The sequence below is a fragment of the Streptomyces sp. NPDC090445 genome (assembly GCF_044769385.1).
Lineage (GTDB): Bacteria > Actinomycetota > Actinomycetes > Streptomycetales > Streptomycetaceae > Streptomyces.
In genome coordinates this window covers 108,672-128,919 of the sequence record NZ_JBIVXV010000017.1, presented here as the reverse complement: position 1 = coordinate 128,919, position 20,248 = coordinate 108,672, and the positions used below count along the sequence as shown (strand labels likewise).

At 73.8% G+C, this 20,248-nt stretch carries 14 protein-coding genes; 3 read left to right on the top strand and 11 right to left on the bottom strand.

Translation table 11 applies throughout. From position 1 onward, the window contains the following. Positions 1-130 precede the first annotated feature (130 nt). The 8 genes from ACIQUT_RS27265 to ACIQUT_RS27230 form a co-directional block, all read right to left on the bottom strand. Entirely contained in the window at positions 131-1,843 is a 1,713-nt protein-coding gene (locus ACIQUT_RS27265; protein WP_403566465.1) for a proline--tRNA ligase, read from the bottom strand. A gap of 42 nt (positions 1,844-1,885) precedes the next feature. Next, positions 1,886-2,458, bottom strand: a complete 573-nt coding sequence (locus ACIQUT_RS27260) for a GNAT family N-acetyltransferase (RefSeq protein WP_403566464.1) — start codon at positions 2,456-2,458, stop codon at positions 1,886-1,888. Between the two features lie 130 nt (positions 2,459-2,588). Next, positions 2,589-3,431, bottom strand: a complete 843-nt coding sequence (locus ACIQUT_RS27255; RefSeq protein ID WP_403566522.1) for a GNAT family N-acetyltransferase — start codon at positions 3,429-3,431, stop codon at positions 2,589-2,591. A 206-nt stretch (positions 3,432-3,637) separates the two neighbouring features. Beyond that, positions 3,638-4,795 (bottom strand): flavodoxin-dependent (E)-4-hydroxy-3-methylbut-2-enyl-diphosphate synthase, encoded by a 1,158-nt coding sequence (gene ispG / locus ACIQUT_RS27250; protein ID WP_403566462.1) that lies wholly within the window; start codon positions 4,793-4,795, stop codon positions 3,638-3,640. A 175-nt stretch (positions 4,796-4,970) separates the two neighbouring features. Continuing rightward, positions 4,971-6,272, bottom strand: coding sequence for a M50 family metallopeptidase (locus tag ACIQUT_RS27245; RefSeq protein ID WP_403566461.1), 1,302 nt, complete (start codon positions 6,270-6,272; stop codon positions 4,971-4,973). Next, the gene (gene dxr, locus ACIQUT_RS27240; protein ID WP_403566459.1) at positions 6,269-7,522 is read right to left on the bottom strand and encodes a 1-deoxy-D-xylulose-5-phosphate reductoisomerase; all 1,254 of its coding nucleotides are present in this window, start codon (positions 7,520-7,522) and stop codon (positions 6,269-6,271) included. Before dxr ends, ACIQUT_RS27245 begins: the two co-directional genes overlap by 4 nt. Positions 7,523-7,542: 20 nt before the next feature. Further along, positions 7,543-8,892 (bottom strand): hypothetical protein, encoded by a 1,350-nt coding sequence (locus tag ACIQUT_RS27235; RefSeq protein ID WP_403566458.1) that lies wholly within the window; start codon positions 8,890-8,892, stop codon positions 7,543-7,545. A 63-nt stretch (positions 8,893-8,955) separates the two neighbouring features. Continuing rightward, positions 8,956-10,899, bottom strand: a complete 1,944-nt coding sequence (locus tag ACIQUT_RS27230) for an acyl-CoA dehydrogenase family protein (protein WP_403566456.1) — start codon at positions 10,897-10,899, stop codon at positions 8,956-8,958. Between the two features lie 346 nt (positions 10,900-11,245). Between ACIQUT_RS27230 and ACIQUT_RS27225 the strand changes: the two genes are divergently transcribed. After that, positions 11,246-11,602 (top strand): carboxymuconolactone decarboxylase family protein, encoded by a 357-nt coding sequence (locus ACIQUT_RS27225; RefSeq protein WP_403566455.1) that lies wholly within the window; start codon positions 11,246-11,248, stop codon positions 11,600-11,602. Between the two features lie 156 nt (positions 11,603-11,758). Here ACIQUT_RS27225 and ACIQUT_RS27220 read toward each other — a convergent pair whose 3' ends face one another. The 3 genes from ACIQUT_RS27220 to ACIQUT_RS27210 all read right to left on the bottom strand — a co-directional run bounded on the left by ACIQUT_RS27220 (position 11,759) and on the right by ACIQUT_RS27210 (position 17,609). Next, positions 11,759-13,204: an aldehyde dehydrogenase family protein gene (locus ACIQUT_RS27220; RefSeq protein WP_403566453.1), complete on the bottom strand. Its 1,446-nt coding sequence runs from the start codon at positions 13,202-13,204 to the stop codon at positions 11,759-11,761. A gap of 192 nt (positions 13,205-13,396) precedes the next feature. Then, entirely contained in the window at positions 13,397-14,977 is a 1,581-nt protein-coding gene (locus ACIQUT_RS27215) for a PucR family transcriptional regulator (protein ID WP_403566451.1), read from the bottom strand. Positions 14,978-15,077: 100 nt separating this feature from the next. Next, positions 15,078-17,609 carry an ATP/GTP-binding protein gene (locus ACIQUT_RS27210; protein ID WP_403566449.1) on the bottom strand — a complete coding sequence of 844 codons (2,532 nt, stop codon included), beginning with the start codon at positions 17,607-17,609 and terminating at the stop codon, positions 15,078-15,080. Positions 17,610-17,855: 246 nt separating this feature from the next. Here ACIQUT_RS27210 and gabT point away from each other — a divergent pair, with 246 nt between their 5' ends. Further along, on the top strand, positions 17,856-19,190 hold the full coding sequence (gene gabT, locus ACIQUT_RS27205; protein ID WP_403566448.1) for a 4-aminobutyrate--2-oxoglutarate transaminase: 1,335 nt from the start codon (positions 17,856-17,858) through the stop codon (positions 19,188-19,190). 451 nt (positions 19,191-19,641) lie between these two features. Further along, positions 19,642-20,130: a phosphatase PAP2 family protein gene (locus tag ACIQUT_RS27200; protein ID WP_403566446.1), complete on the top strand. Its 489-nt coding sequence runs from the start codon at positions 19,642-19,644 to the stop codon at positions 20,128-20,130. The last annotated feature ends 118 nt before the right edge of the window (positions 20,131-20,248 follow it).

The following is a 20,248-nucleotide window of genomic DNA, read 5'->3' as shown; positions in this document are numbered from 1 at the left end:
CGGGGCGGCCCCCCCCCCCCCCCCCCCCCCCCCCCCGGGGGCCCCCCCCCCCCCCCCGGGGGGGGCCGGCCGGGGGGCGGGGGGGGCGGGGGGGGGGGGGGGCCCGGGCCCCCCCCCCCCCCCGGACGGGTCAGCGGGCTTCGCGGAGGCGGTTCAGGGCCTCGTCCAGGGGGAGTTCCTCGCGGGCGCCGGTGGCGCGGTGCTGGAGCTCGACCACGGACTCGGCGGACCGGCGGCCCGCCACCAGGATCCACGGCACGCCGATCAGCTCGGCGTCGGTGAGCTTCACGCCCGGCGAGAGACCCGCCCGGTCGTCGAGCAGGACCCGCAGCCCGGACTCCGCCAGCGCCGAGGCCGCCGATTCCGCGAGGGCCAGCTGCGCGGCCTTGCCCGCCGCCACGACGTGGACGTCCGCGGGGGCCACCTCCGCCGGCCAGGACAGGCCGCGCCCGTCGGCGGTCTGCTCGGCCAGTGCCGCCACGGCCCGGGAGACGCCGATGCCGTAGCTGCCCATCGTGACCCGCACCGGCTTGCCCTCGCGGCCGAGCACGTCGAGCCCGAAGGCGTCCGCGTACTTGCGGCCGAGCTGGAAGATGTGGCCGATCTCGATGGCGCGGTCCAGGCGCAGCCCGGCACCGCACTGCGGGCAGGGGTCGCCGGGCTCCACGACGACCACGTCGAGGTAGCGGTCCACCTCGAAGTCGCGGCCGCAGACCACGTTCCGGGCGTGCGTGTCGGGCTTGTTGGCGCCCGTCACCCACGAAGTGCCGGGCGCGACACGGGGGTCGGCGATGTAGGGGACCTTGCCGAGGCCCTGCGGGCCCACGTAGCCGCGTACCAGGTCGGGGCGGTCGACGAAGTCCTCGGCCGTCACCAACTCCACCACCGCCGGGGCGAGATGCTCGCCCAGCTTGCCGAGGTCGACCTCGCGGTCCCCGGGCACGCCGACGGCCGTGATCTCGCCGTCGACCTTCACCAGGAGGTTCTTCAGCGTGGCCGACGCGGGCACGCCGAGATGGGCGGCGAGGGTCTCGATCGTCGGGGTGTCGGGGGTGGGGATCTCCTCCAGCGGGGGGTGCGCGGCGCCCGTCTCCGCGGCGGTGTCCGGGACGAAGGCCACCGCCTCGGTGTTGGCCGCGTAGTCGCAGGCCGGGCAGTCCACGAAGGTGTCCTCGCCGGCCGCCGCGGGCGCGAGGAACTCCTCCGACGCGGAGCCGCCCATCGCGCCCGAGACCGCCGAGACGATCCGGTGGTCGAGGCCGAGGCGGGTGAAGATCCGCTGGTACGCGGCCCGGTGGAGGGCGTAGGACTCGGCCAGTCCCTCGTCGCTGACGTCGAAGGAGTACGAGTCCTTCATCTGGAACTCGCGGCCGCGCAGCACGCCGGAGCGGGGCCGGGCCTCGTCGCGGTACTTGGTCTGGATCTGGTAGAGCATCACCGGCAGGTCCTTGTAGGACGTGCACTGGTCCTTCACGACGAGGGTGAAGATCTCCTCGTGGGTGGGGCCGAGCAGGTAGTCCGCGCCCTTGCGGTCCCTGAGCCGGAACAGCAGGTCGCCGTATTCCGACCAGCGCCCGCTGACCTCGTACGGCTCCTTCGGCAGCAGCGCGGGGAGCAGCACCTCCTGGGCGCCGATCGCGTCCATCTCCTCGCGGACGATGCGCGAGACGTTGTCCAGGACCCGCTTGCCGAGCGGCAGCCAGGTCCACACCCCGGCCGAGCTGCGGCGGACGTATCCGGCGCGGACGAGGAGGCGGTGGCTGAGGGTCTCGGCGTCGGCCGGGTCCTCGCGGAGGGTCCTGGCCATGAGGCGGGACATGCGCTGAACGGGTTGTGTTGCCATGACGGGAGGCTACCGGGGTACCCCGGGCGCCCCGAAGCGATTTCAGGGCCTGCGCAGCGGCAGCGGGGCGCCCATGACGGCGTACGGCATGCTCGCGCTCGGGAAGTGCACCTGGCGGGCGAGGTCGGTGTAGCCGAGGGCGCGGTAGAGCCGGCGGGCCGGGCTCTCGGCGTCGATGGCGGAGAGGATCGAGCGGGGTTCCGCGGCGCTGTCGGTGATCCGGGTGATGAGGGTGCGGCCGACGCCGCGGCCCTGGAAGCCGGGGTGGACGTGCAGCTCGGTGATGACGAAGGCGTCGTCGAGCCATCCGTCGTGGCCCTCGGCCCGCAGGTACGGCTCGACGATCGAGGACCACCAGTAGGCGCGGTCGTTCGGCATCCCGTAGACGAATCCGGCGAGGGCCCCGTCGTCGGTGAAGGCGCCGAGGGCCCGGGCTCCGCGGCAGGTCATGTGGCGCTGGACGATGTAGCGCCGGATGCCGACCTCCTCCTCGCTGAGCCCGAAGGCCACGGCCTGCACGCGCAGGGCCTCGTCGACGCGGGCGGCGAGGTCGAGGGGGCCGATGCTCAGTCCTGCGGGCCGGGCGGGGACGTCGCCCTCGGGGGTAGGCAGCATGCGGCGACCTTACTCGGCGGTCCCGGCCCGCCGGTATGCCCGGGCTGGTCCCAGGGGGGAGTTCCCGCCGACCGGGCCCGCGGTCGTCCGCGGCCCGGTCGTGGCTGATCGCGCGGTGCGCCGCGGCCGCTCAGAACAGGACGCTCATGAACGCGCCGACCTCGCGGAAGCCGACGCGCCGGTACGCCGCACGCGCGGCGGTGTTGAAATCGTTGACGTACAGGCTGACCACGGGCGCGACGTCGCGCAGCGCGAAGTCGACGACGGCGGCCATGCCGGTCTCGGAGTGGCCGCGGCCGCGGAACTCGGGGGCCACCCACACGCCCTGGACCTGGCAGGCGGAGGCGGTGGCGGCGCCGATCTCCGCCTTGAAGACGACCTTGCCGTTCTCGACGCGGGCGAAGGAGCGGCCGGAACCGACCAGCTCGGCGACCCGGGCCTGGTAGAGGAGGCCGCCGTCGCCGGCCATCGGCGAGATGCCGACCTCCTCGGTGAACATGGCGACGCAGGCGGGCATGATCAGGTCCATCTCGTCCTTGCGGATGCGGCGGACGAGCGGGTCGGGCCGTACGTCGGAGGACGGCCGTTCGGTGACCATGAGCGGCTGGTGGGAGCGGACCTCGCGGGCGGGGCCCCAGCTGGGCTCCAGGAGCCGCCACAGCAGTCCGGTGGCCTCGGCGGGGCCGACGATGGAGGAGCAGCGGCGGCCCGTGCGCCGGGCGCGGTCGGCGAAGGCCCGTACGGCGTCGGGGCCGGCGCAGACGGGGACGAGGTTGGCGCCCGCGTAGCACAGGGAGCGCAGTTCGCCGCCCGCGTAGTAGCCCCACATCTCGCCCCCCAGGCGCCAGGGGTCGAGTCCGGCGACCTGGACCCGGGAGGTGACGAACGCGTTCTCGACCGGTTCGCGCTCCAGGATCGCGAGCGCGGCGTCGAGATCGCTGGGCTCAAGGACCCGCGTGGTGGTCTGCGTCAACACTTGGGCCTCACCTACAGGGCTGCTGATCTGTCGAACTGTACCCGCCGGGCGAGGGGAGCGCCCGGCCGCACCGGTCGCGAAAAGGGTGCGGCCCCGCCCGCGAGCTGCGGGAACGGGGCCGGGGCCGGTGCGTGCCGGGTACTGCCTGCCGGGTGCCGGGGCCCGGGTGTCGGGATCCGGGATCCGGGTGTCGGCGGGGTGGCTCAGACGCCGATGGCGACGGTGGGCTCGCCGGAGGCGATGCCGTCCTTCTCCATCTGCTCGGCGATCTTCAGCGCCTCCTCGATGAGGGTCTCGACGATCTTCGACTCGGGGACGGTCTTGATGACCTCGCCCTTGACGAAGATCTGGCCCTTGCCGTTGCCGGAGGCGACGCCGAGGTCGGCCTCGCGGGCCTCGCCGGGGCCGTTGACGACGCAGCCCATGACCGCGACGCGGAGCGGGACCTCCATGCCGGTGAGGCCGGCGGTGACCTCCTCGGCGAGCTTGTAGACGTCGACCTGGGCGCGGCCGCAGGACGGGCAGGAGACGATCTCCAGGCGGCGCGGCTTGAGGTTCAGCGACTCCAGGATCTGGCGGCCGACCTTGACCTCCTCGACCGGCGGGGCCGAGAGGGAGACGCGGATGGTGTCGCCGATGCCCTCGGAGAGCAGGGCGCCGAAGGCGACGGCGGACTTGATGGTGCCCTGGAAGGCGGGGCCGGCCTCGGTGACGCCGAGGTGCAGCGGGTAGTCGCACTGGGCGGCCAGCTGGCGGTAGGCGTTGACCATGACGACCGGGTCGTTGTGCTTGACCGAGATCTTGATGTCGCGGAAGCCGTGCTCCTCGAAGAGGCCGGCCTCCCACAGCGCGGACTCGACCAGCGCCTCGGGGGTGGCCTTGCCGTACTTCTGGAGCAGGCGGCGGTCGAGGGAGCCGGCGTTGACGCCGATGCGGATCGGGGTGCCGGCGTCGCCGGCGGCCTTCGCGATCTCCTTGACCTTGTCGTCGAACTGCTTGATGTTGCCCGGGTTCACGCGGACGGCGGCGCAGCCGGCGTCGATCGCGGCGAAGACGTACTTGGGTTGGAAGTGGATGTCGGCGATGACCGGGATCTGCGACTTCTTCGCGATGACGGCCAGGGCGTCGGCGTCGTCCTGGGTCGGGCAGGCCACGCGGACGATCTCGCAGCCGGAAGCGGTCAGCTCCGCGATCTGCTGGAGCGTGGCGCCGATGTCGGAGGTACGGGTGGTGGTCATGGACTGCACCGACACGGGTGCGTCGCCACCGACGGCGACCGTGCCGACCTGGATCTTGCGGCTGACCCTGCGGTCGGCAAGCTTCGTCGGCACGGACGGCATTCCGAGAGAGATGGCAGTCATCTGCTGTGCAACCCCAAGGTGTGGATCGAGGTCCCGAGATCGGCGGGCTCCGGCTTCGAGGTTACGCCAACGTGGGCGCCGCCCTTGCATCCGAGGGGGCCCGGGCACCCGTACGCGACGGGCCGGGCACGTATCGTGCCCGGCCCGTCGCGCACCTGGCGCACATGCGGTCGAATCAGGTGATCTTGATCGGGTTCACCACGTCGGCCACGAGGACGAGCAGCGTGAAGCAGACGAACACGCCGGCCACCACGTACGCGGCGGGCATCAGCTTCGCCACGTCGAACGGGCCGGGGTCGGGCCGGCGGAAGACCTTGGCCACCGCGCGCCGCACCGACTCCCACAGGGCGCCCGCAATGTGCCCGCCGTCGAGCGGCAGCAGCGGGAGCATGTTGAACAGGAACAGGGAGAGGTTGAAGTAGCCGACGAGCTGGAGGAAGAACACCAGCCGGTCGGTGGCCGGGATGTCCAGGGTGGCGATCTCGCCGCTGATCCGGGCCGCGCCGACGATGCCCATCGGGGAGTCGGGTTCGCGCTCGGCTCCGTCGAAGGCGGCGTTCCACAGCCCCGGGATCTTGGCGGGCAGCTGGAGCAGCCCTTCCAGGCTCCGGTCGACCTCCTCGCCCATGTGGCTGACGGACTGGCCGAAGGTCAGGGGCGTGGTCTCGTTCTTCGGGCTGAAGCCGAGCCAGCCGGCCGTAACGTACTCGCCCTTGACGTAGCCGCCGTGGCCGTCGGTCTTGGCCACCCGGTTCTCGATCAGCGTGACGGGCAGGGTGAGGCGCTGCCCGTCCCGCTCGACGGTGACGGTGGCGGGGCCGACGGTGTCGCGGATCCGCTTCTGCAGGAGGGACCAGTCGGACACGGAGCGGCCGTTGAAGGCGACGATCCGGTCGTCCGCGCGCAGGCCGGCGGCCTTGGCGGGGGCGACCGGGTCGCCGTCCTTGCAGACCTCGCGCTTCTCGCTCTGCTGGATGACGCACGGCGAGACGCTGGCGATCTTCGTGGTGGTCTGGTTGACGCCGAAGGTCGTCCAGACGCCGAAGAAGACCGCGAGCGCCAGCACCAGGTTCATGAACGGGCCGGCGAACATCACGATGACGCGCTTCCACGGCCTGCGCGTGTAGAAGAGCCGCGTCTCGTCGCCCGGCTGGAGCTCCTCGTACGCCGCCGAGCGGGCGTCCTCGATCATCGAGCGGAACGGGGAGGTCGACCGGGCGGTGACCTTGCCGTCGTCGCCGGGCGGGAACATCCCGATCATGCGGATGTAGCCGCCCATCGGGATGGCCTTGATCCCGTACTCCGTCTCGCCCTTGTGCCGGGACCAGATGGTCGGGCCGAAGCCGACCATGTACTGGGGCACGCGGATGCCGAAGAGTTTGGCCGTGGAGAGGTGGCCCAGCTCGTGCCAGGCGATCGAGACGAGCAGCCCGAATACGAAGATGAGTATGCCGAGCACCGTCATGAGTGCTGTCATGCGCGCGCCTCCACGGCGGCCTGTGCCGCCATCTCCCGTGCCCGGGCCCTGGCCCAGGTCTCCGCTTCGAGGACGTCTTCCACGGTCAGGGAAGTTCCCGTGTCCGGCGTCCCGTGCTCATCGACCACGGCAGAGACCGTATCCATGATTGCTGTGAACGGCAGCCGACCGGCCAGGAACGCGTCCACGCACTCCTCGTTCGCCGCATTGAACACGGCGGGGGCGGTGGAGCCGAGCGTGCCCACGTGCCGGGCCAGGTCCACGGCCGGGAAGGCCTCGGTGTCGAGCGGGAAGAACTCCCAGGTCGACGCCTTGGTCCAGTCGAAGGCGGGGGCGGCGTCCGGGACGCGCTGCGGCCAGCCGAGGCCGATGGCGATGGGTCCGCGCATGTCCGGCGGGGTGGCCTGGGCGAGGGTGGAGCCGTCGGAGAACTCCACCATCGAGTGGACGTAGGACTGGGGGTGGACGACGACCTCGATGCGGTCGAAGGGGATGTCGTAGAGCAGGTGCGCCTCGATGACCTCCAGTCCCTTGTTGACCAGGGTCGCCGAGTTGACGGTGATGACCGGGCCCATGGCCCAGGTGGGGTGCGCGAGCGCGTCCTCGACGGTGACGGCCGCCAGCTCGGCGCGGGTGCGGCCGCGGAAGGGGCCGCCGGAGGCGGTGACGACGAGCTTGCGGACGTCGGCCCGGGTGCCGGCGGCGAGGGCCTGGAAGAGGGCGGCGTGCTCGGAGTCGACCGGGATGATCTGCCCGGGCTGCGCGAGCTCCTTGACCAGCGGGCCGCCGACGATCAGCGACTCCTTGTTGGCCAAGGCGAGGGTCCGGCCCGCCCGGAGCGCGGCGAGGGTGGGCGCGAGGCCGATGGAGCCGGTGATGCCGTTGAGGACGGTGTGGCACGCGGAGCCGGCGAGCTCGGTCGCGGCATCCGGACCGGCCAGGATCTCGGGCAGCGGCTCGGAGGCTCCGTAGGCGGCGCTCAGCGCCTCTTTCAGGGCCGGTACGGCGTCCTCGCGGGCCACGGCCACGGCGCCCACCCGCAGCTGCCGGGCCTGCTCGGCCAGCAGTCCCGGGCGCCCGCCCGCGGCGGACAGCGCGGTCACCCGGAACCGGTCCGGGTTGCGCAGGGCCAGGTCGATGGCCTGGGTGCCGATGGACCCGGTGGAGCCGAGGACGACGATGTCCCGGCGGCCGGCCGCGGCATCGAAGAGGAGGTGCGGATCGGCGAGGGGGGCTGGACTGTCGCTCATTCCCCCATTGTCGCGGCAACTCAGGAGCGCTTGGACACGGAGTCCCCGCCCGGGTCCCCGCGCAGTACGTCGGCGAGCAGCTCGGGCAGGGTCCCGATGTGGTCGGGCAGCGCGCGGGCGGCGGCCCACCAGGCGTCGGGGTCCGTGCCGAGGGCGGCGTCGCACAGCCGGTCGGCCTCGGCGCGGGCGGCGAGGACCGCCCCGGGCCGGTCGTACCGGTCGGGGTGGTCGGTGTCGCCCAGCCAGTGGTCCTCGTCCAGCGCCCAGGCCGCGGGTGCCTTGTGCCGGATGATGTCGGTGCCGGTGAGCAGGCCGCGGCCCAGGCAGCCGCGGACCCAGCGGATGTCCTCGCGTACGTCGCCCATGGCGTTCGGGACCCCGAGGCTGGCCAGGGCCAGCTCGCGGTCGACGCCGCCGACGACCGGCCGCGGGGAGCCGGGGGCGAGGTCCGTGACGGCCTGGCCGAGGGTGGCCGCCGCGCCCTGCGGGCTCGGCCGGGGAGCGACCCCGGCGGTCCCGGCGGCCACCGCGGCCGCCAGCTCGGGCAGGGTGCCGCGGAATCCGGGGGCGTGGCGGCCGAGTTCGCCCCACAGCCGCGGGTCGTCGCCGAGCACGGGGCGCAGCACCCGGGTCAGGGCGGAGCGCATGCCGGTCCGTTCGTCGAGGTTCCAGCCCAGGTTGGCGGTGGCGTGCAGCTGCCCGAGCAGCAGCGTGCGGTGGGCCGGTGCCATGGCCGCGGCGAGCTCGTCGAAGGTCAGGGTGCCGGTGCGGACGGCGCGGACCGCCGGCCGGTGCCAGTCGGGTCCGTACGCCTCCTGCGTGCGGGTGTCGAGCAGTGCGAGGCAGGTCTGCCGGTCGAGGCCGCCGACCAGCAGCAGCGCCTCGGCGGAGCCGGCCGGCAGCGGGGAGCGGGCGTGCTCGCGCAGCAGCAGGGCGGGGTCGAGCTCGTGGTCCAGGGTCAGGATGCTGAGGGGGACCCGCGGGCGGCGGCGGCCGTGCAGGCGCAGCAGGCCGACCACCTCGGCGCTGGTCAGCGGCGGCTCCGGGGCCCGCCCCAGCTGGGCGCCGATGGTGGCCAGCAGGGCGGGCGAGGGGCCGGGGCGGGCGGCGTACCGGGCGGGGCCGGGCAGGCCGGGCAGGGGGCGGCCGAGCACGTGCGGGTTGCGGGCGACGGTGGCGCGGTCCTCGGCGGTGCCGTCCCGCAGCAGCAGGGTGACGACGGGGGCCGGGAGGTACTCGTCGCGGCACAGGTAGCGGCGGGTGGGGGCGTCGAGCCGCCCGAGGACGGCGGCGGCGACGGCGTCCGGTGCGTGGCGCAGCAGCAGCGCCACGCACCAGGCGAGCCTCCGGCTCTCCCTGTCCGTGTTCACATGCATCCGATTCCCCGTCGCCGGCCGTGTACGCCTCAACCGGCGCCCGCCGATGATCGCAGGTCAGCGGAACGGACGGTGAACGTTTTCCCGGGTGGACGGGCCGGGAGCGGCGTCGGCGATCCACAGGCCGTCGCCGGAGGGGTCGATGACGCCTTCCTCCAGCCAGGTGTAGCTGCCGGAGAGGACCCCGGCGACGACCTTGCGGTCGAGGTCGTCGGTGTTGCTCCAGAGCCGTCCGAAGAGCTCCTCGACGCGGATGCGGGACTGCCGGCAGAAGGCGTCGGCCAGCTGGTAGGCCTCGCGGCCGTGGTCGCCGGTGGCGCGCAGGTGCTCGGCGCGGACGCAGGCCGCGCTCATCGCGAAGAGCTCGGCGCCGATGTCGACGATCCGGCCGAGGAAGCCCTGCTTGGTCTCCATCCGGCCCTGCCAGCGGGACATGGCGTAGAAGGTCGACCGGGCGAGCTTGCGGGCGCTGCGCTCCACGTGGCGCAGGTGGGCGGAGAGGTCGGGGTGGCCGGCGGGGTGGAACTCGCGGTAGCTGCCGGGGACCTGGCCGGCGCCGGTGGCGAGCTTGGGCAGCCAGCGGGCGTAGAACCCGGCGGCGCGGGCGCCCGCCCTGGCCTTGTCGCCGAGGTCCTTGTCGGGGTCGATGAGGTCGCCGGCGACCGACAGGTGGGCGTCGACGGCCTCGCGGGCGATCAGCAGGTGCATGATCTCCGTGGAGCCCTCGAAGATCCGGTTGATGCGCAGGTCGCGCAGCAGCTGTTCGGCGGGGACGGCGCGCTCGCCGCGGGCGGCGAGGGACTCGGCCGTCTCGAAGCCGCGTCCGCCGCGGATCTGGACCAGCTCGTCGGCCATGAGCCAGGCCATCTCGGAGCCGTAGAGCTTGGCGAGGGCGGCTTCGATGCGGATGTCGTTGCGGTCCTCGTCGGCCATCTGGGAGGCGAGGTCGACGACGGCCTCCAGCGCGAAGGTGGTGGCGGCGATGAAGGAGATCTTGGCGCCGACGGCCTCGTGGCGGGCGACGGGGCGGCCCCACTGCTCGCGGACGCCGGACCACTCGCGGGCGATCTTCAGGCACCATTTGCCGGCGCCGACGCACATGGCGGGCAGGGACAGCCGGCCCGTGTTGAGGGTGGTCAGCGCGATCTTCAGGCCGGCTCCCTCGGCGCCGATGCGCTGCGAGGCGGGGACGCGGACCCGGTGGAAGCGGGTGACGCCGTTCTCCAGGCCGCGCAGGCCCATGAAGGCGTTGCGGTGCTCGACGGTGATGCCGGGCGAGTCGGCCTCGACGACGAAGGCGGTGATGCCGCCGCGGTGGTTCTCCGACTTCGGCACCCGGGCCATGACCACGAGCAGGTCGGCGACGACCCCGTTGGTGGTCCACAGCTTCACGCCGTCGAGGACGTACGCGTCGTCGCCGTCCGGGACGGCGGTGGTGGCCAGCCGGGCCGGGTCGGAGCCGACGTCCGGCTCGGTGAGCAGGAACGCGCTGATGGCGGTGGTGGCGCAGCGCGGGAGGAAGGTTTCCTTCTGCTCCTGCGTGCCGAACATCTTCAGCGGCTGCGGGACGCCGATCGACTGGTGGGCGGAGAGCAGGGCCCCGATGGCGGGGCTGACCGAGCCGACGAGGGCCAGCGCCTTGTTGTAGTACACCTGCGTCAGGCCGAGGCCCCCGTACTTGGGGTCGATCTTCATGCCGAGGGCGCCGAGCTCTTTGAGCCCGCGCACGGTCTCGTCGGGGATCCGCGCCTCCCGCTCGATGCGGGGGCCGTCGATGCCGGTCTCGCAGAACGCCCGGAGCCGGGCCAGGAAGGCCTCGCCGCGCCGGACGTCCTCGTCGGCGGGCTGCGGGTGCGGATGGATCAGGTCGAGGCGGAACCTGCCGAGGAAGAGTTCCTTGGCGAAGCTCGGTTTGTGCCAGTCCTGTTCCCTGGCCGCCTCCGCGACCTGACGTGCGTCGCGCTCGGTCACCTTGGGCTGTGCGGGCTGTGTTGCGGACATGAGGGGGCTCACCTCGCCGCCGATTGGGGGACGCTTCTGTCGACTACCAGCCGGTGCTACCCGTTAGTCGTACCCGTTTCGTCCGCCGGGAAAAGCTCGGCTGGGCCGGGTGGGGGAAACGGGTGGGCCGGGCGGGGGAAACGGTGCCGCACCCCGGGGCCGCCGACCCTTGTCGCCCCTGATCCGCCCGTGTCCCGCCCTCGGCCCCGGCTGCTCGGGCGGACATGCGCGCGGGTCGGCGGGCCCTTACGGTGAGGGGGCAATCCGCCGACGCGAGGGGGACGTTGCGTGTCCTCGTCCAGGGGTGGCGCGTGTCGGCTCCCACAGCCCAGAAGGCGGTCCGAATATGGCCACTGCGTCTGACGCCCCCGTTCTCGACACACTCGCTGCCATGACCATCGACTCCATCGAGCGTTGCGGCATGGACGACGAGAACCTGCTCCTCACCCGCATCGCCGCGCTCGTGGCGATGGACGCGCCTGCGATCTCGTACCTGGCCCACATCAACCCCGCGATCAAGGCCAACGTGACGGTTGAGCAACTGCAGGACGTCCTCGTCGCGATCGCCCCCGTCGTGGGCACGGCACGCGTCATGTCGGCCGCGAGTCACATCACGCAGGCGTTCGGCGTCGCCATCGAACTGGCCGAGGCCGAGGCCGAAGCCATCGCGCAGGCCGAGGCCAAGAGCCGCCGCAAGTCCTGAGCGGCCTCCGTCGTCCGCTCCACGATCCGGCAAGGCCCCGGGCCGGTCGGCCCGGGGCCTTGCCGACGCTTCCCGCAGGTCAGGCCGCGCATGCAAAACAACGGCCGGAGCCCCCGCACAGTGGGCTCCGGCCGTCGGCCGGGTGGACGTACGGAATCAGATGTTCAGGCCGGTGAGGACCAGGACCCGCTCGTACGTGTAGTCGTCCATCGCGTAGCGGACGCCCTCGCGCCCGACACCGGACTGCTTGACGCCGCCGTAGGGCATCTGGTCGGCGCGGTAGGACGGGGCGTCGCCGATGATCACGCCGCCGACCTCGAGCTCGCGGTGGGCGCGGAACGCGGTCTGGACGTCGTGGGTGAAGACGCCGGCCTGCAGGCCGAACTTGGAGTCGTTGACCTTGGCGAAGGCCTCGTCCGTGTTCTCGGCCTTGTGCAGGGTGAGGACCGGGCCGAAGACCTCCTCGCAGGCGAGGGTGACGCCGTCGGGCAGGTCGGCGAGGACGGTCGGCTCGTACGAGGCGCCCTCGCGCTTGCCGCCGGCGAGCAGCTTGGCGCCGGCGGAGACGGCCTCGTCGACCCAGGACTCGACGCGCTTGGCCGCGTCCTCGGAGACGAGCGGGCCGACGTCGGTGGCGTCGTCGGACGGGTCGCCGGTGACCTGGGCCTGGACCTTCGCGACGACCTTCTCGACGAGGCGGTCGTAGACGGAGGCGTCGGCGATCACGCGCTGCACGGAGATGCAGGACTGGCCGGCCTGGTAGTTGGAGAAGGTCGCGATGCGGGTCGCGGCCCAGTCGAGGTCGGCCTCGGAGGACCAGTCGTCGAGGACGACTGCGGCGGCGTTGCCGCCGAGCTCCAGGGTGCAGTGCTTGTGCGGCACGGACTGCTGGATGGCGTAGCCGACCTTGTCGGAGCCGGTGAAGGAGATGACGGGCAGGCGGTCGTCCTGGACCAGGGCCGGCATCTTGTCGTTGGCGACCGGCAGGACCGACCAGGAGCCGGCCGGGAGGTCGGTCTCGGCGAGCAGCTCGCCGAGGATCAGGCCGGACAGCGGGGTGGCCGGGGCCGGCTTGAGGATGATCGGCGCGCCGACGGCGATGGCCGGGGCCACCTTGTGGGCGCACAGGTTCAGCGGGAAGTTGAACGGCGCGATGCCGAGGACCGGGCCCTTGACGAAGCGGCGGGTCAGGGCCAGGCGGCCGACGCCGCCGGCGTCGGTGTCCAGGCGCTGGGCGTCGCCGCCGTTGAAGCGGCGGGCCTCCTCCGCGGCGAAGCGGAACACGGACACCGCACGGCCGACCTCGCCGCGGGCCCACTTGATGGGCTTGCCGTTCTCGGCGGAGATCAGCTGGGCGATCTCCTCGGTGCGCTCGACGAGCCGCTTGGACACGTGGTCCAGGGCGGCGGCCCGGACGTGGGCGGGGGTCGCGGAGAACTCCGCCGTCACGGCGTACGCCGCGGCCACGGCCTCTTCGACCTGGGCGTCGGTCGGCACGCTGACGGTGCCGACGAGACGGCCGTCCCACGGGTTGTGGACGTCGAAGCTGTCCTCGCCGGTGGCCAGGCGGCCGGCGAGCCAGAAGGCGTGGGTGGAGGTCATGCGGATCCCGGCCCTTCGGAGGTGTGCGGTGTGCGGCGCGAGGCGCCGCCTGTCCCTCTCACGGTAGGGCGACACGCCCGCTCTGTGGCTTGTCCGCAGTGGAGAACCTCGGCGCCCGGCTTCGCCGGATTGGCAGTATTTACCCCGGGCGGTCCCTGCCGGGCGGCGGTTACGACGCCGGCTCGGACGCCTTTACGACGCCGGCTCGGACGCCTTGAGGGCCAGCCACAGCTCCATGCGGACGTCCGGGTCGTCCAGGGAGCGGCCGAGGATCTCCTCCACCCGCCGCATCCGGTAGCGCAGGGTGTGCCGGTGCACGCCGAGGTCGGCGGCCGCCGCGTCCCACTGGCCGTGCCGCGAGAGCCAGGCCCGCAGCGAGGCCATCAGGTCGCCGCGGCCCTTCTCGTCGTGCTCGCGCAGCGCGCGCAGGGTGCCGTCCGCGAAGGCCCGTACGGCCTCGTCGGCGAGCAGCGGGAGCACCGAGCCGGCCGCGAGGTCCTCGTGCTCCACCATCGGGCGGCCGCGCCGCCGGGCCACGGCCAGGGCCTGGTCGGCCTGCCGGTACGCCGCCGCCACGCCCGACGGGTCGGCGGGCCCCGACATCCCGACGACCGGCTCGTCCGGTTCGGGGCCGGTGGAGTCGCGGCCGCGCCGCGCTTCGAGGGCCTCGGCGTGGTCGGCGCAGGCCTGGACGGCCGCGCCGCCGTCGGCGGCGAGCACCAGCAGCCGCCCCGGCTCGGGCACCACCAGCAGCGCCTCCCCGGTGCGGGCGGCCGCCGACTCCATGGTGTCGGCGAGCAGGGCGAGGCCCTGGGGCTGCGCGGTCCCCGGCAGCGCCGGCTCGGCCACGACCAGCCGGAACGGGCTGTCCAGCAGTCCCCCGTACAGGTCGTCGGCCACGGTCCGCGCGTGCTCGGCCTCCCCGGCCAGCAGCATCCGCAGCACCGCCGCCCCCAGCCGGGACTCGGCCTCGTGCAGCGACCGCGACCGCTCGGTGGTGAGGGTGAGCAGCGCGACGGCGGAGTGGACGGCGTACCGCTCGGCGGTGCCGAGGGGTGCCCCGGTGCCCACGGCCAGGGCCCCGCGGGCCCGGCGGCCCGTGCCCAGCGACTGGAGTTCGACGCGGTCCTCGGCGCCGCCGACGACGGCGCTGGCCGGGGCCGGGCGCTCGCGCAGCCGCTCCACGTCCGGGGTGAGGCGGGCGGCCCGGCGTGCGGCCCACTCGGGGGCGGCGGCGACCACGGAGCCGGAGGTGTCGTAGAGGGCGGCCCAGCCGTGCACGTGCGCGGCGAGCCGGGCCAGCAGCTCGGCGGGCCCGTCGGAGGCGAGGGCGGCGCGGGTCAGCTCGCGCTGCGCCTCGAAGCCGGCGGTGACGGCCCGGTACTGGTCGGCCGCGAGGGCCGCGGAGACGGCCTTGCTGATGGCGAGGAACGGGGTCCGGCGCGGCACCTCCAGCAGCGGGAGGTCCTCGGCGCGGGCGGCGTCGACCAGGGCCTGCGGGATCTCCTCGTAGTTCACGCCGACGGCGAAGCCGATGCCGACGACGCCGGCCGCGGCGAGGCGGCGGACGTAGCGGCGCATCTCCTGCGGGTCCGCGGCGTCCACCTTCATGGCGGTGATGAGGAGGAGTTCCCCGCCCTCCATATAGGGGACGGGGTCGGCGAGCTCGCTGACGTGGGCCCAGCGCACCGGGGTGTCCAGGCGGCTCCCCCCTGCCCGGACGCTGAGCTTGAGCGCCGAGTGCTGGACGAGTGAGGCGAGGGTGAGCGGCATCGGGTTCCAGGAGCCTTGAAGGGAGCGGGGGCGCGGCAGGGGGATTTCGCCGTGTCGTATGAACGGCTCTTCTCGATTCTGCCACCCCGTACGGTTCCGCTCAGTCCTTTCGGCCGAGCCTGACGAGCACCGGGGCCGCCCGCTCCCCCGTGACGGCGGCCAGCGAGACCACGGCGTGCCCCGGCGGCACGGTGTTGGCCAGGGCCGAGGCGGACCAGCGCTCCCGCTCGACCTGGCGCACGGTCACCGCGTCCGTGGTCACGTCCTTGCCGCTGATGAGCTTGCGCACGCCGTGCATCAGCCGGGTCAGGGGCCGCTCGGCGTAGACCTGCCGGCTGGTGACGTCCCGGGTCTCGATCAGCTCGGTTCCCCAGGCCTCGGCGAACTGCCTGCCGTCCCAGGTCGTGACCCCGGAGAAGGCCATCCGGCAGCCGACCGCCCCGAGCAACTGGGTGCGCAGCCCCTCGGGGACGTCGTCCAGCGTGCGCAGGGGCAGCAGGACGCCCGCGTGCGCGGAGCGCAGCCGCTGCAGTCCGCGCACGGTCTGGGGGGTCAGGGTGTGCGAGGCGTCGTCGAAGGCCAGGAACGCGAAGAGCGAGCGGTCCGTGCGCGCCGCGGCGGAGGCGGTGAACTGGGCGAGCAGGAGCCGGGCCAGCAGGCGGGAGGCGTCGGGGTGGGCCCGCTCGGGCAGGTCGATGCGGACGCGGACGGGGTGTTCGAGGGAGCGCAGGGAGAAGGGGCGGCTGCCGCTGCCGGTGTCGAAGAAGCCGTGGAAGGCGGGCCGGTCGAGGAGCCCGACCCGGTCGGCGAGGACCGGGCCCGGGTCGCCGTGGGTGCCGTACTGCCGTTCGCGGGCGTCGAGCTCGCGCAGCATGGCCTGCTGTCCGGTGCCGTCCAGCGCGCGGCGCAGCGCGTCGAGCGGGCCGGGGACGCGGTCGAGGAGCTCGCGCAGCTCGGCCACGGCGGGGAAGCGGCCGTAGGCGGCGCGGAACGGCCCGAGGAGCTGGGCGAGGGCGGTCGCGGCCCGGCGGGTGTCGGTGCCGGGGAGGTCGCCGACGAAGGCCTCGGCGAGGAGGGAGGCGGCCTCGTCGGCGTCCGTGGTGCCGCCGTAGAGGTCGAGGTCGTGGACGGACGCGGGATCGCCGGGGCGGACCACGACGTCGTAGCCGTCGTCGGGGCCGAGCCCGGCTCCGGCGGCGCCGACGGCGATCAGGGCCGCCTGGCCGGCGAGGGCCTGGAGCGCCAGCGACTCGACGACCGGCCGGACCAGCAGGTGCGTCTTGCCGGCGCCGGAGGGGCCGACGGCGAGCACCGAGGTACCCAGCACGGCGGGGTCGAGGGCCAGCCCGGTCCCGCGCCGCTCGTACGGATTGGAGTCGGCGCCGGTGACGGCGCCGATCCGGACCTGGGCGACGACCAGGTCGTGGGCGGCCGTGCGGACGGGCAGGTCGCGCGCCTTCGAGGGGTGCGCGCAGGCTGCCGCGCCGTGGTCCCGTACGGACTGGGCGAAGGCGGACCGGCGCGAGGGGTCGGCCCGTACGGACTCGAAGGCCCGCCGGATCCGGGCGTGGTCGACGTCGTTCATGCGTCCGCCGGACACCTCGGCGGCGAGCCGGTCGGCGGACTCGTCGAGGCCGGCGGCGCGCAGCTGCGGCCACTCCGCCGGGTCGTCCGGGCCGCCCGGGACCTGGGTCCCGGGCGCGGCGGACGCGGCGCCGGCCCCGGCCCGGGCGAGGAGGTCGGCCCAGCCGCCGAGGCGGGCGAAGACGTAGACGACGGGGAGGTAGACGACGACGTAGAGGGCGTAGGTGAGCACCGGGCCGGCGACCTCGCCGAGCTCCTGGTACGGGAGGTGGCTGAAGGCGAGCGAGTAGACCGGGAGCACATTGTTGTCGATCAGCGCCCAGACCACGAGGGCTCCGGCCGCGGCGGCCAGCGCCCGGTGCCAGGGGCCGTGCACGGCGATGTGCCGGTCGAAGGCGGCCCGCCAGCCGCCGAGCCGGGCGAAGAAGAGGAACATGCCGACCGAGATCAGCAGCTCGTACAGCTCCAGCGCGACCTGGCCCCGGTGGTCCACCGGCTGGGGTTCGAGGCCCCCGGTCCACCAGCTCTCGGGCGTGAAGTAGTGGAGGGGGGCGCCGATGAACGGCAGGCCGCCTTCGAGGAAGAGCCGCCAGCAGACGAAGCCCACGAGGAGGGCGATCACGACCCGGATCAGCACGGACCGGCCGGTCCCCTCGGCCTGCCTCGGCGCCGGGACGTGGCCGTGGCGCCAGATGCCGGGCGCGGCGTCCGGCCGGGGGGCGCGCAGCCAGGCGGCGAAGGCGGAGTCGGACGCGGCTTGGCCCGTGCCCGCGCCCGTGCCCTTGCCGCCGCCGTTGCCGCCGCCGTTGCCCGCGCCGTGGCCCGTGCCCGCAGGCGCGGGCGTGGGCGCGGCGGTCGGGGCCGTCGGCGTGCCGGGGGCGTGGGCGGGCAGCGGCGGGGCCGCGGCCGGGAGCGGCGGGAGCGCCGGGTGCGGCGGCCGGGCGGGCGGCGGACCGGCCGGGCGGGGCAGGTGTGCCCCGGCGGCGTTCGCGTCGGGCGGCCCCCCCTGCCCGCCCTGGCCGTGCCCGTACGTGCCGTCGGTGTCCATGAAGACCTGCCCCCCTGCCCGTGCCTGCGCTGCGTCGCTCAATGTAGTTGCCCGGCGGCGGATCCGGGCCGGTACCGGCCGGTGTCGCCGCGGGGCCGCACGGCACGCGCCGACTCCTTCCTATGGCCGCGGCGGACAAGGACACGCACAGACCACTCCCGAACGGAGCATGCCGTACCCCCTCCCCCGGGCCTAGCCTGCGGACAAAGACACAAGTGCGTCCGAAAACACCCCCAGGAGCCCTCCATGACTGCTGTCCCGCAGGAGCGCAAGCTCGTCACCGCGATCCCCGGCCCCAAGTCGCAGGAGCTGCAGGCCCGCCGTCTCGACGTGGTGGCCGGCGGCGTGGGCTCCGTGCTTCCCGTCTTCACGAAGCGCCTGGACGGCGGCATCCTTGAGGACGTCGACGGCAACCGCCTGATCGACTTCGGCTCCGGCATCGCCGTGACCTCGGTCGGCGGCTCCGCCGAGGCCGTCGTGCGCCGCGCCACCGCGCAGCTCGCCGACTTCACCCACACCTGTTTCATGGTCACCCCGTACGAGGGCTACGTGGAGGTCTGCGAGGCGCTGGCCGAGCTGACCCCGGGCGACCACGCCAAGAAGTCGGCGCTGTTCAACTCCGGTGCCGAGGCCGTCGAGAACGCCGTCAAGATCGCCCGTGCGTACACCAAGCGCCAGGCCGTCGTGGTCTTCGACCACGGCTACCACGGCCGCACCAACCTCACCATGGCGCTGACGGCGAAGAACATGCCGTACAAGCACGGCTTCGGCCCGTTCGCCCCCGAGGTCTACCGCGTCCCGGTCGCCTACGGCTACCGCTGGCCCACCGGTGCCGAGAACTGCGGCCCGGAGGCCGCCGCCCAGGCGATCGACCAGATCACCAAGCAGATCGGCGCCGAGAACGTCGCCGCGATCATCATCGAGCCGGTGCTCGGCGAGGGCGGCTTCATCGAGCCGGCCAAGGGCTTCCTGCCGGAGATCGTGAAGTTCGCCAACGACAACGGCATCGTCTTCGTCGCGGACGAGATCCAGTCCGGCTTCTGCCGCACCGGCCAGTGGTTCGCCTGCGAGGACGAGGGCATCGTCCCGGACCTGATCACCACCGCCAAGGGCATCGCCGGCGGTCTGCCGCTGGCCGCCGTGACCGGCCGCGCCGAGATCATGGACGCCGCGCACCCGGGCGGCCTGGGCGGCACCTACGGCGGCAACCCGGTGGCCTGCGCCGGTGCGCTCGGCTCCATCGAGACCATGAAGGAGCTCGACCTCAACGCCAAGGCGAAGAAGATCGAGTCCGTCATGAAGGCGCGCCTGACCGCGATGCAGGAGAAGCACGAGATCATCGGCGACATCCGCGGCCGCGGCGCCATGATCGCCATCGAGCTGGTCAAGGACCCGGAGTCCAAGACCCCGAACCCGGAGGCCGCCGCCGCGCTGGCCAAGGCCTGCCACGCCGAGGGCCTGATCGTCCTCACCTGCGGCACCTATGGCAACGTGCTCCGCTTCCTGCCGCCGATCGTCATCGGCGAGGACCTGCTGAACGAGGGCCTGGACATCATCGAGGGCGCCTTCTCGGGCATCTGAGCGAGCATCCGAACACGCGTCCCGGTCGCTACCGCCGGTAACGGGCGGGCGCTGTGAAGAAGATGTGGGGGGCCGATGGCAGGACCGCGTTCCTGCTGTCGGTCCCCTTTCCGCTGCCGTACGGTTTCTGCAGATGAGTGAGACACCCCGCTCCCGGGAAACCGGGGGCGATCCCGGTATCGGGCATCCCCAGCGCCGTACTGGGCCTGCGTTCGCGCGCACTCCTCACCGATCGGACAGCCGTACGCCCCAAACCCCCCGGGGCGCACGGCAACCCGATCAGGCCGGCCCTCCCGGAACCATCCCCCCTGTTCCGGGACGGCCGGCCGCCTCCTTCCTCCCCCTTCTCGCGCTTCTCGTCGCGCCCCTCCTGGGGTTCGCCGTCGCGACCTGGCAGGTCCTCGCGTCGGGCCCGCTGCTCACCCCGGACGAGCGGCTCAGCCGCGCCCTGGTGCGCTCCGTCCCCGACGCGGTGACCGAGCGCCTCTCCGACCTCGGCAACGTCCCGGTCGCCGTGCCGGTCCTGGCGCTGGCGATGACGTACGCGGTCCGGCGCGGCAACCGGCTCGGCGCCCTGGCGGCCGGCCTGGCCATGGCCCTCGTGCCGGCCCTGGTGGTGCCGCTGAAGCTGTGGACCGGCCGCCCGGGCCCGCTGGAGCCGTGGGCCGTCGGCTACTTCCCCTCCGGCCACACGGCCACCGCCGCCGTCGCCTACCTCGGCGCGGCCCTGCTGCTGCGCCCGTACACGCGCCGGCCGTGGCCGGTGGCCGCCGCCCTCGTCCTGACGGGCGCGACGGCCGTCGGCCTGGTCCTGCGCGGCTGGCACTGGCCCCTGGACGTCCTGGCCAGCCTGCTGCTGTGCCTCCCCCTCCTGTTCGGCGTCGCCTGCGCGGTCGACCGCGGCGGCCGGGGCCGGTCCGGCCCGGCGGGAGGGACCTGAGCCGAGCCCCGGGCGTCACGGACTGCGGTCCGTCTCCCCCGCGGCCGCCCCCTCACCGCCAGCTCCACCGCGGCCGCGGTTGCCGACTGCTCGCCTCGTGCACGAAGGCCGACTAGCT

Bases quoted from the DNA above. Each gene is read 5' to 3' on its own strand.
- ACIQUT_RS27265 (WP_403566465.1), bottom strand. From the start codon at position 1,843: ATGGCAACACAACCCGTTCAGCGCATGTCCCGCCTCATGGCCAGGACC.
- ACIQUT_RS27260 (WP_403566464.1), bottom strand. From the start codon at position 2,458: ATGCTGCCTACCCCCGAGGGCGACGTCCCCGCCCGGCCCGCAGGACTG.
- ispG (WP_403566462.1), bottom strand. From the start codon at position 4,795: ATGACTGCCATCTCTCTCGGAATGCCGTCCGTGCCGACGAAGCTTGCC.
- ACIQUT_RS27245 (WP_403566461.1), bottom strand. From the start codon at position 6,272: ATGACAGCACTCATGACGGTGCTCGGCATACTCATCTTCGTATTCGGG.
- dxr (WP_403566459.1), bottom strand. From the start codon at position 7,522: ATGAGCGACAGTCCAGCCCCCCTCGCCGATCCGCACCTCCTCTTCGAT.
- ACIQUT_RS27230 (WP_403566456.1), bottom strand. From the start codon at position 10,899: ATGTCCGCAACACAGCCCGCACAGCCCAAGGTGACCGAGCGCGACGCA.
- ACIQUT_RS27225 (WP_403566455.1), top strand. From the start codon at position 11,246: ATGGCCACTGCGTCTGACGCCCCCGTTCTCGACACACTCGCTGCCATG.
- ACIQUT_RS27220 (WP_403566453.1), bottom strand. From the start codon at position 13,204: ATGACCTCCACCCACGCCTTCTGGCTCGCCGGCCGCCTGGCCACCGGC.
- ACIQUT_RS27215 (WP_403566451.1), bottom strand. From the start codon at position 14,977: ATGCCGCTCACCCTCGCCTCACTCGTCCAGCACTCGGCGCTCAAGCTC.
- ACIQUT_RS27210 (WP_403566449.1), bottom strand. From the start codon at position 17,609: ATGGACACCGACGGCACGTACGGGCACGGCCAGGGCGGGCAGGGGGGG.
- gabT (WP_403566448.1), top strand. From the start codon at position 17,856: ATGACTGCTGTCCCGCAGGAGCGCAAGCTCGTCACCGCGATCCCCGGC.